The organism is Rhodopirellula islandica (assembly GCF_001027925.1).
Lineage (GTDB): Bacteria > Planctomycetota > Planctomycetia > Pirellulales > Pirellulaceae > Rhodopirellula > Rhodopirellula islandica.
This window is the reverse complement of the sequence record NZ_LECT01000025.1, coordinates 74,238-87,639: the sequence shown is the minus strand read 5'-3', so window position 1 is coordinate 87,639 and position 13,402 is coordinate 74,238. Positions and strand designations below refer to the sequence as shown.

Here is a 13,402-nt window from a genome sequence, read left to right as displayed (position 1 = left end):
CCGCTTATGCCAACCGTTTCCTCCACACCGATGATCCCGGTCGCCGACGCATCCGAAGCGCCGCCGGTCGCTTCGTGGGACAACTTGGAAACCCTCTGGGCCGACCCCAACATCGTGCGGGTGGTCGCCCTTATCGCGGTGACCTTCTTGATCATCACGATCGTTCTGTTCCGCCGCCGCAAAGCCAGCGGTCGGGGTGCGGCGATCGTTTGTTTGATCTCGTCCGTTGTCTTGCACGGCGTGTTGATCCTCTACGTGCCCAAACTGTCTGTGTTTTGGTCCGGTGGCGGCCCGGCGTCTGATTCCGACGCCAACGCTGGTGCGGCTGACATTGCCGTGTCGATGTTCGATCCCGAGATGTTGGAAACGCTGCAGGATTCCTCGGAAGCACCCGCCGAACCATCGCCGCTGGCAGCGCTCAAATTGCCCGAGCCATTGATCCCGGAACGCGAGATCGAAGCGGAATCGTCCGAGTCACTCGCGGCTGACGAGGTCGCCTCCGAACCGGAATCCGATCCCACTCCGCCGCCCACGGAGATCCCGTTGCCATCGATGCCCGCCGTCCTTGCTTCCGCCGCGATCCCCACGCAACCCGCGCCGACCGAGTCAAGTGAAACCGTCCCGGCCGACGTTCTCGATGCCAACATCGACGATTGGTTGCAAACGGCCTTGGCAGATCCCATCGCGGAACCCGATCAGGAACCCACTCAACCATCTGCACCAGAAATGGCTGCCCCGCCATCCGAGGCTGGCGAATCCAACACCATTCGCTCCACCGAGACCGATGCCATCGCCAAGATCGCCTCGGTTCGTCCAGCGACCTCCCTGCCCAAGCAACCTTCCGCCGGAACGATCGATGAAGACTTCGCCTCACGATCCGGAGCGGCCAAAGCACATGCCCTGATTCAAAATGGTGGCGACGCCGACACAGAGGCCGCTGTTGAAGCGGCACTGAAGTACTTGGCATCGCAGCAACGCAGCGACGGAGCCTGGGACCCCAAAACAACCGGTGCCGGTCAAGAGCGTGCGCCCCTGGGATTGCATCGCGGCGGCGCGGGTCGCAATGCCGAGACCGCGATCACGGGGCTGGCCTTGCTGTCCATGCTGGGCTCTGGCCACACCCATCAAGAAGGCGAGCATCGCGACACGGTTTACCGTGGCCTCGCATTCCTGTTGTCACGGCAACGCGCCGATGGATCCCTGGCCAGCAATGCATCCGTCTACGCGGCACACTACAGCCACGCGATGGCAGGTCTGTCTCTTGCCGAAACCGCTGCCATGACCGCCGATCCTTCCGCCATGGAAGCCGCTCGCCGCGCGGTTGCCTACACCCGTTCGATGCAACATCCTGTCACCGGTGGATGGCGGTACAACCGTGGCGACGCCGGCGACCTCAGCCAACTTGGATGGCAAGCCCTCCTGATCGACTCGGCAGATCGTTCGGGTGCCGCCCCTCTCAATCGTCGCATGTCCGACGGCATCGCCCGCTTCTTGGATTCCGTTCGACGTGGTCATGCCGGCGGGCAAGCTTGCTATCGTCCGGGCGAACCCACATCTCCAACGATGACGGCGGAGGCCCTGGCAACTCGTTTGTTGATCGGGCAAAAACTTCCCGACGCCACGATCCGCGAAGCCGAATCGGTCTTGCTGGCCAACTTGCCCGGCCAAGGCCCCGACAACTATTACTACTGGTACTACGCCACGATGGCGCTGCACCAACTGCAGGACGACGCCTGGGAAACCTGGAATGCAGCTCTCAAGCAACGTCTGCTTTCCACGCAGTTGCCCGACGGGTCCTGGTCCGATCAATCCCTGTGGGGCGGCTACGGCGGCACCGTTTACACCACCTCGATGGCAACGCTGTGCCTGGAAAGCTACTACCGACACTCTCGCCGACCCGAGTAGTGTTTGGCTCGATCGACACCTCCAATGATTCGCAGCCCAAACGATTGCAACTGGAGCTTCTGCCCCACCGGATCACTCAACCAAGAAGACATCCTGGGCCGCTGAGAACAAGTTCTTCGGAGCCAGCCGGGTGGTTCCCAGCGTGACCACTCGAGCGGTTCCCGCTGCAATCTTGAGGTCGTATTCCGCAGCGGCTCCAACCAATAGGACGTGCCCCCACTTCGCATAGATTGTGCCCGCCAGATCGTTGTTGCCGATCAGCTGCTGGCACTCCATCACGATAGGCCTCCGATCCGTTGGATGTTGAAAGATCAACATTTCGTCCAACGGACTGCCCGGCAGATTCACGCCCGTCAACTTTCCGCCTGGCAACAAAGGCGCGATCACGACGCTCGGCACGATGTCGGTGGTCCCGTGAGCCGGCGGGTCGCCGTCCCCACTTGCCTCGTCAACAAAGTTGCCCGCAGAATCGAAGGCGGCCGCATCGGTGATGTAGAACATCACGCCCTCTGCCTGGATCGGCCCTAGCAAGCACAGCGAAATCTCCGTGACGGGGTTCTTTCCACAAATCACATACACACCGGGTTCAAACGTGACGCCACCTGTGGGAGCGATCACGGTCATCGATCGATACACGCCCGGCGAGAAGGTTGTGTTGCACAGGACATGTTCAATGGGATCCCGCACCGTGTCGAACAAAGGCTGCAACAAGAACGACAATCCTCCTAACACTTCGTCCAGCACCACCTCCGCGCCGCTCGCGGACAACGTGACGCTGACAATGTCCGTGTCCGGAGCTGACACGCCGCCCACCCCACCACTCAACAACGGCGACGGCAAACCTTCCAGTGGATTGGGCACAGGGGAACGATTGGCTTGCAGCGGTGAACTTTCACCCGTCTCGAACGGCAAATAACACCACTCGCGATCCACTCCGCCAACCACCCGAATGTGCTCGGCCTTCAAGCGTGTGGTCGACAACAACGGCATGCAGGCGATTCCGTGTGGGTAACCAAAATCAATCCCAACGCACTTGCCACGTTCGTTGACGCCTCCCCAAGTGTTGTTGACATGCACGGATCCATCGACCTCCAAGCATCCCAGCCCTTCAATCTCAAGTCCTGCTGTGAGTGCTGGCAAATGCAGCGACAAGGCATTGGAAACAACTTCGTCGAGGATCTCCGCCGTCGCCTCCATCACGCCCTGCAGCAATTCGTTCTGCAGCAGGCCATTGACCACGCCCGACAGCAACGGGACCGTCGAAAGGATCGGCCCCAATTCAAATTGATTGACAGCCAAACTTTGCAGTTCGAGACGCCCCAGGTTCTGCAACAACGTTGGCAAATCGGCGATCGAGAGGGGTGCCGGGTCGGGATCCAAAATCACAATCGCGGCCCCGGGGTTGACCGAGTCCACTCCCGCAACCGATCGCGTTACCATCGGATGCTCTCGCAAACCGCCGAACAAGTTGATGAATCGCGAACCATACGTGTCCGAGGTGACGACCTCAACGTAGTTTGAATCTCCTTGGTAGGCACCTTCCGAAGGCGGCCGATGAACCACCACGTTGGCCGCCCCAAGTGCATGACCATTCGCAACCACATCGGCGGCAACGGCCGACATCTGATCAGCCCGTCCCGCTAGCAGGTTCAGTGCGGCGGCGGTGGCGGCCGAATCGGTCGCGTGCTGCTGCACCCACTGATCCGTTGCGATCAACCCGCCATCGAAGACCAGACCGGTGAATGCAAACAGAGTTGGCAACAGAATCGCCAACGACACCAAGATCTTCCCCTCGCGTTTGCAACGCATCCCAGCCGACTTGTTGAATGAAACAGCGTCGTGATCACAAGGATTGGCAGCTTTCAAATGGCACATGGAACGACCTGGTCAAGTTGGAGTGGCTGGTAGCGAAAATCGGCAAGACTTTCGACAAGGGAGATTCAAAACGAAAGCACGGTCGACCTAGTTGACAATCGTCATGGTCGACGAGCCTTCCAAGTCAAACGGGCCCCATGGCAAAATGCCGGGAACAATCGACGTGTGTCGATATTCCAGCTGAACTCGAACTCGGTCTCCTGGCCGATTGTCGCCATCCAACCAAGTCATTTGCACGCTGACGTCTTCCGGTTCCATCGTTGGAATCGAGTGTTGCAACGAGGCCACCATTTCGGACGCGTCAACGACCGCACCGCTGTAAGCCGCTGGCCCCCAACTTCCACTGCGTTCGGGAACCATCGATCCATGAATGACCGCACTCCGGCCAGCACGACGAGCCGCATCCGACAACGCATTCATTCGCAGCGCCGCAATGCCGAGATCGAGCATCGCAAACAATCCCCACAAGAAGATCGGCAATGTGAACACGGCTTCCACCATGCTCGCTCCGCGTCGTCGGTTTCCCAACGCATGAATCGACCGTCGTTGCTTTGAAACAATCATGCCACATCCCTATCGAAACTGGTGAAATTCGGCGTGGTGATGAACTTGGATTTCCTTGGGAAGTGCCGGCCACTGAACCACGGTTCGAAACGGCACCGTCACTTCTGTTTCCACCACCCGGACGCCACTGGGTAGCTCACGAAAAGAAACGCCGATCACGGAATCCGCCGGATCGACCGAGGCAAGATTGCTCAGTTCTTCTCGCATCACATCCACCACATCGCTTCGCCAATCGGCTTCGGTTGCCTCGGTGAACCGATTCAACGCAGCTCGCGTCGCTCCGACGCGAGCTGCGTTGGCGACCAATTGCCGAAACTGAATGACTCTCGCGAAATCGCAACAGGCGAACACGAGCAACAAGAACATCGGCAACACGATCGCAAATTCGGTCGCGGTTGCGCCGGCACGTTGGCCTGGTGCGTCGCCGATTTTTCCCCTGCGGCGATGGATCCACCTCATTTCCAGAACTTTCATTGCCCCGCAAACGCCTCCTGGATCTTGAATGCCGCCGGACTGACCAACACGATGAAGATCGCCGGAAAGATGAACAGCATTGTCGGCAAAATGATCTTCACCGACGCCTTCTGTGCGTTCTCTTCGGCGGCTTGTTCACGTTGAAATCGCAACATGTCAGCGTGCCCGCTCAACGATTCAGAAACGTTCGTCCCGAAACGCTGGCCCTCACGGATCAAAGAACTCAGGGTGCGAAGTGCATCGTAGCCCGATCGATCCGCGAACCGACGGATCGCTTTGTCGACCGGTGAACCAAGATCAATGTCGTGTTGGACCAAATCGATTTCGTGAGTGAACCCGGGATGAATCCAACGCAACTCTTCTCCCACCTGTTTAACACTCTCTTGAAGACTCAACCCAGCGTCCAAGCAGACCACCATCAGGTCCAGGAAATCGGGCAACGCCGCTCGTAGCATTTGGTGATACTTTTTGACGGCTCGGTTCAGCCACATGACTGGCAAGGAGTACGCCAGCAACATGAACAGCGAACTCGCCAGCACCGCCCAGTTCAGCGGCAGGTCCCCTCGGAACCAAAGCGATCCCAGAACGAGCGGTGGCACCAACAGCAACAACCAACGCAGCACCGACAGCTTGCGATGCATACCGCGATGATGAATCCCTGCGTTGATCAGCTGACTCTCAAGGTTCAGGCTGTTTTGGCCACTGAACCAAGACGCCCCACTCTTGGCCGCTTCTTTGGAGGCTCCGAAGTCCGATGAGTCTCCGGGACCGACGTCTTCCAACTCATCCTCGCGAGCCATTTCGGCGACACGGCCATCCACGATCCGCCAATACGGATCCCACAGCAAAAATGCCAGGTAGATCAGAACCGACACGGTCGCAAAGATGCCACCGATCGCAATCCACTGCGTCCCCATCAAAAAACCAAACATATTCAATACTCAAAGTGGACGATTCGACGGATCAACAACGCACCAATGCCTTGCGACACACCGGTCGCAACAAGCAACCGAGGACGTTCCAAAAGCGTTTCCGCGTATTCAGGCGAAAACAAAACGATGGCTCCCAAAGCAACAAATGGCAGCACCATCAGAACCAAGGCCTGCATCCGGCCTTCTGCCGTCAACGCCTTGATCCGATCTCGCAGTCGCAAACGCTTGGTCACCATCTTGGACAGGTTGTCGAGCAACTCGACCAAGTCACCTCCCGATCGATTCTGCACCAACAAAGCGACAACAAAGATCCGAAGCTCCATCACCTGGTTTCGCTCGGCAAGCTTTCGAAACGCGAGCTCACGCCACATTCCCAGTTCTTGCTGCTCGTAACAAAGAGCGAACTCTTCTCGAATGGGTGAGGGACAATCTTCGGCGATCATTTGCAACGCCGAGGTCACTGTCTGCCCCGACCGAACGGCGCGACTGATCAACTGGAAGACTTCCGGCAATTGCCGACTGAGTTGCTGGTTCCTTGCGTTTTGCTTGGCGAATAGAAACACGAACGGCAACATCATCCCAATCAATCCCGTCGCGATTCCCAGACGGATGTCCCAGTACGCCCCCAACATCGCACTCACCAACGCCAGCACCGAAACGGTGATCCACCATCGCTTCACGGTCCACGGAATCCCCGCTTGGTTCAACAGAGTTGGTAACGAGGAGCCTCGGAACAATCCCTGAAACATGCTGTTCGAACCGGATTGCGACCACTCTTTGAACAACGATGCCGAGTCAGTTTCATCCAACTCACGGCTGAGTGTTGCCAATCGCTCGTGAATTCCAAATTGGTATCGCAGCACCTGTTGATACAACACCGTGCTGGCCCCGAAGACCATGATCGCGACGATGAAGAAGATGCCAATGAATATCAACCAAGTGATCATCGTGACCTCCGCAAACCGTTGACTCGTTCATCGGCAGTGATCGTTTCCCGAAAACTGGACGGGGCAAATTTCCGACCGGCGCGTCCCAAGCGATCCAGGCATTGGGGAATGATCCCCTTCGCCTCAAAACGCCCCTGGGTCCGACCTTCGTCATCCACTCCCGCCTGCCGATAGACAAACAAGTCATGCATGTTGACCGTTTCTCCGTTCACACCGGTGACTTCTGATATCTGAACGATTTTGCGTTCACCGCCCGGCATCCGCGTGACGTGGACAACGATGTGAATCGCCGAAGCGATTTGCCGATGGATGAACCACATGGGCAAATCCGTCGCCGCCATGCTGACCAACATCTCCAATCGATGAATCGCTTCCCGAGCATCGTTCGAGTGGATGGTCGACATTCCACCGTCGTGTCCCGTGTTCATTGCTTGCAACATGTCAAATGCCTCGGCACCTCGGCACTCACCCATGATGATGCGATCGGGTCGCATTCGAAGTGCGTTGCACAACAGATCCCGAGACGTCACTTGCCCTCGGCCTTCCAAGTTGGATGCGCGAGTTTCCATCCGGGCAACATGAGGTTGTTGCAGACGCAATTCCGCCGCGTCTTCGATCGTGGCAATCCGTTCTTCCTTGGGCACAAACGCTGACAGCAAATTCAAGAGAGTCGTCTTGCCGCTGCCCGTCCCTCCCGAGATCAAGATGTTCATTCGGGCTTGAACGCAGGCGGCTAGAAACTCCAACATCAGCGGCGTGGCCGAGTTCGATTCAATCAACGACTTGGCCGTGATCGGTTTGGCCGAAAATCGACGAATCGAAACCAACGCACCGTCCAACGCCAACGGTGGAATCACCGCGTTCAATCGACTGCCGTCCAACAATCGTGCGTCCACCATTGGGCTGGACTCGTCAATTCTTCGTCCCACGCGGCCCGCGATTTTCCGCACAATGTCGACCAAGTGATCGTTGTCGCGAAACTTGATCGGCGTTGGCTCCAACACGCCGCCTCGTTCGACGTAAACACAATCCGGTCCATTGACCAGGATGTCTGAGATCGTGGGGTCTCTCATCAACGGTTCCAGAGGTCCCAACCCCATCGTTTCGTCCACCAATTCATCAATCAGTCGCTGACGTTCCGCTTGCGATAGCAGATCGGAGTGCATGCGAGACAAATGCTCGGCACCACGCCGCAATTCTTCTCGCAGACGGTCTTCTTTGACTGACCGTGAAACGGCCATGTCGATCCCGCTGATTAGCTTTTCGTGAATCTCGGCTTTCAATTGTTGAAACCGATTCTCACGGGCTTCGGGATCAATCGTTGCTGATCGAATCATCATGGTTCTCCTTTGGAGTTGGAAGCGGTCCGTCGCAACGAAATGAAATGGTGGTCGGCGAAAGGAAAGTGACTGCGCACCCGATTTGTTCGAGCCAGTGAAAGCAGACGGACCGCTTCTCCGCAGACTGGCTCGGACAGATCTAGTGCGTCTGCGGCATCAGCCCGGACACCAAGGAAAGTCCAATGCTGTTGAGCAACCCCTTCGGTCGCGGAGGCGGGCACAGGTTGTCGGGTCGTACCAAATCACGAATCGTCGGAATGGTCCATGTCGCCTCCCGGATCGCTTTTGCAATGGGTGACGAAGATGACTCCAAGACGATCGGGTTGCCCATGTTCAACGACATCGTCACCGCAACGGGATCGTCCGGAATCGTGTGAATTGCGTTGAGTTTCAAAAGCTTTTCAACGGACTTGACCGGGAGCTCGCCGGCGTGTCCCGTCCCCATCGCAATCACATGAATCGAAGCGTCGGACTTCTGCTTCGACTTTAGAAACCGCAGGTACTCTTTCGTCCTCAGCAACGAAACAATGTCGAGTCGAGTGGCCAGCACAATGGCGTCAAACGATTCCAACACTCCGAGGTCTTCGGCTTGAATCGGATCGTCCAAATGCACGACCGAGCAGGTGTGGCCCGCCGAAACCATGTTGAGAATGGTCTCGCACCACTCTGACTTCAACTCACTCATCCGACTGCAGATCGGTGGGCTGGCCAACAGCTTGATGCCGGAGGGATGACACGCCATGGCTTGTTCCACCATCGATTGATCCACGCCATCATCTTGGTTCAAAAGCGATCGCAGCGTGTGCTCCGGTTCCAACTTCAACATCGCGGCCAAGTCGCCCCCGCCGACCCGCATATCAATCAGCGAACATTCGCCCAACTGACCAGCAATGGTGGCTGCCAAGTTGCAGGACAAAAGATTGGAATCGCTGATGGACGCCGTCGGGATGACCGCCAGCATCTTGCCGTCACATCGCTTGTGAACCGTTTCCGATCGCAATCGCGAAATGACCTTGCCAACCTCATCAATCAAGGATTCGCCCCAGCGAACAAAATCGGTCGCTCCGGCACGAAACAACTCCAAGATCGAATCGGGATTCACCTCCGTCGCTACTACAACGACTTTGCAATCGCCGGCATGCTTCAAAGCATGCAGCACCGTGAAGTGTTCCGTCTGAATTTGATTCACAACGAGGAAGACAAGACGTTCACCGCTGAACGGGTCAACGGTCGCATCGCTTTCTGGGCAGAGTTCCACCGATCGCTCGGGTGGACATTGCAATCCGAGGTCTCGAATCCCCTTTTGAAGGGCATTCGCTTTGTCATCGCATTCGTGCAGGATCCAGGTTTCCATGTTGTCACTGTTCATTCAGGACGCGGTGAAATCATTTCAATCGCATCACTCATAGGTAGGGCGTGATAGCCGGCGACTCCATTCGTTGGCTAACAACCCTAGAACCTTCCCCCCTCACACGACGCCTTTCGCGGCTCAATTTACCCATAGGGAAACCCCCTGGTAGTTCTCCCTACACGGCATGACGCCTTCATTCTCAACTCATAACGGACGCCTGCACCCCATTGCGCAGCCCCCCTCTCTCGTGTGAGTTTGCCGCCTCTCCCACGGACAGAAGATCCAGTGGAAACGATTTGGAAGTTGAGATGTCACTCAAGCCACTTGGCCTGGGCCGTTTGAGAACGGCGGCATCCTCGCATCCTCAAGGGGGTGGATAGCGGTCCCCTCTGCTGCAGCGTTTCGAAAGATGTCCGCCGCCCAACGGTTCTTTGTCAACTCACATGAATAACGGTTGCACTGAATGACAAAGGAGGGGAACGCTCCGCAGCCATTTCCCGCTTGGAGCGACATGTGACCGTGAGCCACTTGCGGTCCTGCGCAAACACGCTCCGCAAATGCGAAGTTGGTTCCGACAAGAACTTCGCATTTGCGTTTCCTTCGCTGAGCCTCGAATTATCGGCGCAGAGATTCTTGTTCGCGGCAGTGCGTCGCAGCGAGCATCCAACTCCCATTTGAGTGCCGACAACATGCGTCTTAGCGCAAAATCACAAATGGCACGCCCCCCAATCCGCCTCGTCCCCCGCATGCGACTTTGGGACCACCAGACGACTTCCTTTTCTTTCAATAGGTGCATTTTTAATCTCGCCTCTCGAGGGCGGTGCCGATAAGGCCACTACTGCGACCCGTGTATCGAATCGACAACAGTCCTTTGAGAACATGCGTTTCAAGTGAATGCCCCCACTTGAAACGCAACGGCGACAACAATCATCTCGGTGCGGAAAATCCGTTACGCACTTCACTGATCAGGGGCACTCACGTGAACAAGTCCACTGTTTTTCTGATTCGAGAATCTCCCTCGCGTGGGGACTCGGTTTCAACTTTGTTGCGATCGAATGGTATGGCAGTTGTTTCGTTCGACCACCCCAGCCAGTTCTACGAGACTTACAACCCTGACATCCCCGGATGCATGGTGTTGGACCTGAGCGATTCTTTGGTCGCAGGCATCACACTCGCAGAACAGATTAGCGAGAAAGGTTACTGCCCACCCTACATCATCGTGGGTGGCGAACCTCGAACCTGCGACTTAGCTCGGGCAATGCGAAGCGGCGCCCAAGACTTCTTTGACACGCCACTGGATGGTGGGTTGTTCATTGCTCGTGTTCGCGAGGCAATGAAGCAAGATCAACAGCGGCGTCTGAGATGGCAAACCGATCAGAGTCTTCTGAAACGCGTTGATTCATTGAGCCCACGGGAACGCGAAATCTTGACTTTGGTGATGGATGGAAAGCTGTCCAAACAAATCGCATCCCAACTTGATATCTCAGTCAAAACAGTGGAAGCTCATCGCGCCAATATTCTGCGAAAGATGCATGTCGATTCGTTCATCCAAGTCGTCTGCCTGATCGCCAACAAACAAGATTTGCTCGACACGTCTTCATGCGACGCTGCTTGACGACAACCGCCGCGTGGGTCCAAACCGTTGCAACGTCAATCATCGCAGCGTGATCCTCCACCACGCCGCCTTTCGAACGCTCCCATTTCGATCATCCCGTGATCAATTTGAGAAGGTCACCAATGTGACGATGGGCTTCGATCGGATGCCGCAACGCTTGGTCAGTCAGCACCTCGTAGTGATTCTTGCGGCCAACCTTCTCTCGACGAATGAAGCCCTCGTCTTCTAAATCCTGAACGATTCGCTGAACCGCTCGTTCCGTGATCCCCACCTGAACCGCGACCTCGCGAAGAACCTGATCGGGTTGGGCGTGCAAGACGATCAACACGTGCGCGTGATTGGTCAGAAACGTCCACCGTGCGGCGGGGCGTGTTTCCGCTGTGTTCTGCTTCAGCGAGATCGCCTTCTTCGCCACGTTGGATTTGGCGTCGGGTTTCGGCGACCGTGTTGCTCGACTGCCACGAGTGACTTTTTTCGCTGCCATGGATCCATTCCGCCTGGGCCGCGGTTCCCTTCGAAATCGGTGGTGAAAAGCCAAGCACGCCACGGCGTGCCTCGCAAAGGCGAATTGTACCATCGAAATACGAAAATTTATTCGCGACTTAAAAAACCTGACCAACCCTTGCATTTCAACCGTTCCAGGACAAAACCGCCGCCGATCCTCGACCATTCCACCTCATCCTCCGCCACGGATTTGACGAAACATAATTGACGATATCCTTGTCGTGCTTTAGTGTTCGCGTATTCCATTTCCGCTTTAAGGAGAATTGAGAGATGCCTGATTGGTTGAAATTGCTGCCGGTGATCCTTCCGACGTTCCTCCTGTTTGCGGCGTTGGTTCCCAATGTGCTTGGTCGCCGGACTGGCTTCCGTTGGCGGCAGGGGATCACTTTCATCGTCGCAACCCAGTGCTTGGTATGCGTCGCCACGCTGTTGGTGCACTTGATCATGCGAGTTCCTCGCCCGATCGCGGAGACGGAAATCCTCGGTGTGTTCCATCCGACCAACTGGGTTCTGTACGACGGTCTCTCGGGTCTGATGCTGGTTCTCGTCAGCTTCATCGGCTGGGCCACGTGCCAGTACTCGATTCAATATCTTGATGGGGAATTCAATCAGACCCGCTACTTTCGATTCAGTGCGGTCGCGATCGGAGCGGTCAGTTGGATGATCGCCTCGGGCAACTTGATCGGATTCGCGTTCGCCTGGGTGGCCATGAACTTGGGCCTGCACTCTTTGCTGTTGCTAAAACCAGAGCAACCCGGTGCAAGTCGCGCCGCCTGGACCAAGTTCGCAATCAACCGGATTGGCGATCTGGCCTTGTTCGCAGCCTTCGGTCTGCTCTCTCTCGAGTTTGACTCGCTCGTGCTGGCCGACATCTTTGACTCCGCCAAGAAGATGCAACTGGATGCTGGATCGCCACCGCAAATCTTAGTGGCCGCCTGCTTCCTGCTGTTCGTTGCCGCGGCCAGCCAATCCGTGCAATTCCCATTTCACTCTTGGCTCCCTGAAACGCTTGGTTCGCCCACCCCAGTCTCCGCCCTGATGCATGCGGGAATCGTCAACGCGGGCGGGTACCTGGTGATTCGGTTCGCAAATGTATTCGGGTTGTCACCGCTGTCGATGAACACGATGGCGATGGTGGGACTGATCACCACGCTGGTCGCTGTGATCGTCCTGATGACCCAGACCAGCGTCAAGAAGTCACTGGCCCATTCCACCATCGCACAGATGGGATTCATGATGCTGCAGTGTGGTTTGGGAGCCTTCGTCCCAGCGACCATCCATCTCGTGGCGCACTCGTTGTACAAATCCAACGCCTTCTTACGCTCGGGCAGCGTCATCAGCGATCAGAAAGCGATTGCCGGTGCAAGCCAATGGAACCGAGCGCTCACTTGGTACGAAACGGGATTCGCATTCACGGTCAGCTGCTCACTGTTTGCCGTCACATGGATGCTGTTCGGTCTCTCGCCAATCGAGAAACCCGGCGGTTGGATCCTAGGCAGCGTTCTGTGTCTGGCTTTGACTCACTGGATCGCCGATGCCATGCGTTCAGGATCCCGACGCTTGGTGCTGCAGTCGATGGCCACGGCGGCGTTGATTTGCTTTCTCTACGTCACCGGGTTTCTCGCAGCCGACGCTTTGATTTCAACCAGCCTTCCATCGTCCGCTTCACTTCTGAACAGCCGCGTCGTGGGAACCCTGGTCGTGCTCGGATTTGTCGGCTTGTACTTCTTGCAAACCCGTTTCGCTTCCGCCACTCAGCTTCCCTGGGTTCACGCGATGCAAGTTCACGCGACCAACGGATTTTACATCGAACACGGGATTCGTCGCGTGTTCCGGTTGCTCGCCACCTCCTGAGCGAGGCCCTGACCACCGTTTTGAGTTTCAAACGCATCCTG

General features: G+C 56.7%; 11 protein-coding genes. 3 read left to right on the top strand and 8 right to left on the bottom strand.

Annotated elements, in window-relative coordinates:
- Positions 1–6 precede the first annotated feature (6 nt).
- A complete protein-coding gene (locus RISK_RS12545; RefSeq protein WP_047814647.1) occupies positions 7–1,905 on the top strand; it encodes a prenyltransferase/squalene oxidase repeat-containing protein in 1,899 nt (632 codons plus the stop codon).
- Positions 1,906–1,977: 72 nt separating this feature from the next.
- On the opposite strand, the gene RISK_RS12540 is transcribed toward RISK_RS12545, so the two are convergent.
- From RISK_RS12540 to RISK_RS12510, 7 genes are all read right to left on the bottom strand, one after another.
- Positions 1,978–3,714, bottom strand: a complete 1,737-nt coding sequence (locus RISK_RS12540; RefSeq protein WP_236696251.1) for a pilus assembly protein TadG-related protein — start codon at positions 3,712–3,714, stop codon at positions 1,978–1,980.
- A gap of 153 nt (positions 3,715–3,867) precedes the next feature.
- Positions 3,868–4,344: a TadE/TadG family type IV pilus assembly protein gene (locus RISK_RS12535; RefSeq protein WP_047814646.1), complete on the bottom strand. Its 477-nt coding sequence runs from the start codon at positions 4,342–4,344 to the stop codon at positions 3,868–3,870.
- A 9-nt stretch (positions 4,345–4,353) separates the two neighbouring features.
- A complete protein-coding gene (locus RISK_RS12530) occupies positions 4,354–4,818 on the bottom strand; it encodes a TadE/TadG family type IV pilus assembly protein (RefSeq protein WP_083434946.1) in 465 nt (154 codons plus the stop codon).
- Positions 4,815–5,750 (bottom strand): type II secretion system F family protein, encoded by a 936-nt coding sequence (locus tag RISK_RS12525; protein ID WP_047814645.1) that lies wholly within the window; start codon positions 5,748–5,750, stop codon positions 4,815–4,817. The genes RISK_RS12530 and RISK_RS12525 overlap by 4 nt, the downstream gene beginning before the upstream one ends.
- Positions 5,751–5,752: 2 nt before the next feature.
- Positions 5,753–6,697, bottom strand: coding sequence for a type II secretion system F family protein (locus RISK_RS12520; protein ID WP_047814644.1), 945 nt, complete (start codon positions 6,695–6,697; stop codon positions 5,753–5,755).
- Entirely contained in the window at positions 6,694–8,034 is a 1,341-nt protein-coding gene (locus RISK_RS12515) for a CpaF family protein (protein ID WP_102017582.1), read from the bottom strand. The genes RISK_RS12520 and RISK_RS12515 overlap by 4 nt, the downstream gene beginning before the upstream one ends.
- Positions 8,035–8,176: 142 nt before the next feature.
- Positions 8,177–9,391 carry an AAA family ATPase gene (locus RISK_RS12510; RefSeq protein ID WP_047814751.1) on the bottom strand — a complete coding sequence of 405 codons (1,215 nt, stop codon included), beginning with the start codon at positions 9,389–9,391 and terminating at the stop codon, positions 8,177–8,179.
- A gap of 976 nt (positions 9,392–10,367) precedes the next feature.
- On the opposite strand from RISK_RS12510, the gene RISK_RS12500 reads away from it, so the two are divergent.
- Positions 10,368–11,003 carry a response regulator transcription factor gene (locus RISK_RS12500; protein WP_047814750.1) on the top strand — a complete coding sequence of 212 codons (636 nt, stop codon included), beginning with the start codon at positions 10,368–10,370 and terminating at the stop codon, positions 11,001–11,003.
- A 91-nt stretch (positions 11,004–11,094) separates the two neighbouring features.
- Here the strand turns inward: RISK_RS12500 and RISK_RS12495 are convergent, their stop codons facing one another.
- A complete protein-coding gene (locus RISK_RS12495; RefSeq protein WP_047814641.1) occupies positions 11,095–11,487 on the bottom strand; it encodes a helix-turn-helix transcriptional regulator in 393 nt (130 codons plus the stop codon).
- Positions 11,488–11,777: 290 nt separating this feature from the next.
- On the opposite strand from RISK_RS12495, the gene RISK_RS12490 reads away from it, so the two are divergent.
- Entirely contained in the window at positions 11,778–13,361 is a 1,584-nt protein-coding gene (locus tag RISK_RS12490) for a proton-conducting transporter transmembrane domain-containing protein (RefSeq protein WP_047814640.1), read from the top strand.
- The last annotated feature ends 41 nt before the right edge of the window (positions 13,362–13,402 follow it).

Excerpts from the sequence above, each read along its gene's own strand:
- RISK_RS12530 (WP_083434946.1), bottom strand. The coding sequence starts at position 4,818 with ATGAAAGTTCTGGAAATGAGGTGGATCCATCGCCGCAGGGGAAAAATC.
- RISK_RS12515 (WP_102017582.1), bottom strand. The coding sequence starts at position 8,034 with ATGATTCGATCAGCAACGATTGATCCCGAAGCCCGTGAGAATCGGTTT.
- RISK_RS12510 (WP_047814751.1), bottom strand. The coding sequence starts at position 9,391 with ATGGAAACCTGGATCCTGCACGAATGCGATGACAAAGCGAATGCCCTT.
- RISK_RS12535 (WP_047814646.1), bottom strand. The coding sequence starts at position 4,344 with ATGATTGTTTCAAAGCAACGACGGTCGATTCATGCGTTGGGAAACCGA.
- RISK_RS12540 (WP_236696251.1), bottom strand. The coding sequence starts at position 3,714 with ATGCGTTGCAAACGCGAGGGGAAGATCTTGGTGTCGTTGGCGATTCTG.
- RISK_RS12495 (WP_047814641.1), bottom strand. The coding sequence starts at position 11,487 with ATGGCAGCGAAAAAAGTCACTCGTGGCAGTCGAGCAACACGGTCGCCG.
- RISK_RS12520 (WP_047814644.1), bottom strand. The coding sequence starts at position 6,697 with ATGATCACTTGGTTGATATTCATTGGCATCTTCTTCATCGTCGCGATC.
- RISK_RS12525 (WP_047814645.1), bottom strand. The coding sequence starts at position 5,750 with ATGTTTGGTTTTTTGATGGGGACGCAGTGGATTGCGATCGGTGGCATC.
- RISK_RS12545 (WP_047814647.1), top strand. The coding sequence starts at position 7 with ATGCCAACCGTTTCCTCCACACCGATGATCCCGGTCGCCGACGCATCC.
- RISK_RS12490 (WP_047814640.1), top strand. The coding sequence starts at position 11,778 with ATGCCTGATTGGTTGAAATTGCTGCCGGTGATCCTTCCGACGTTCCTC.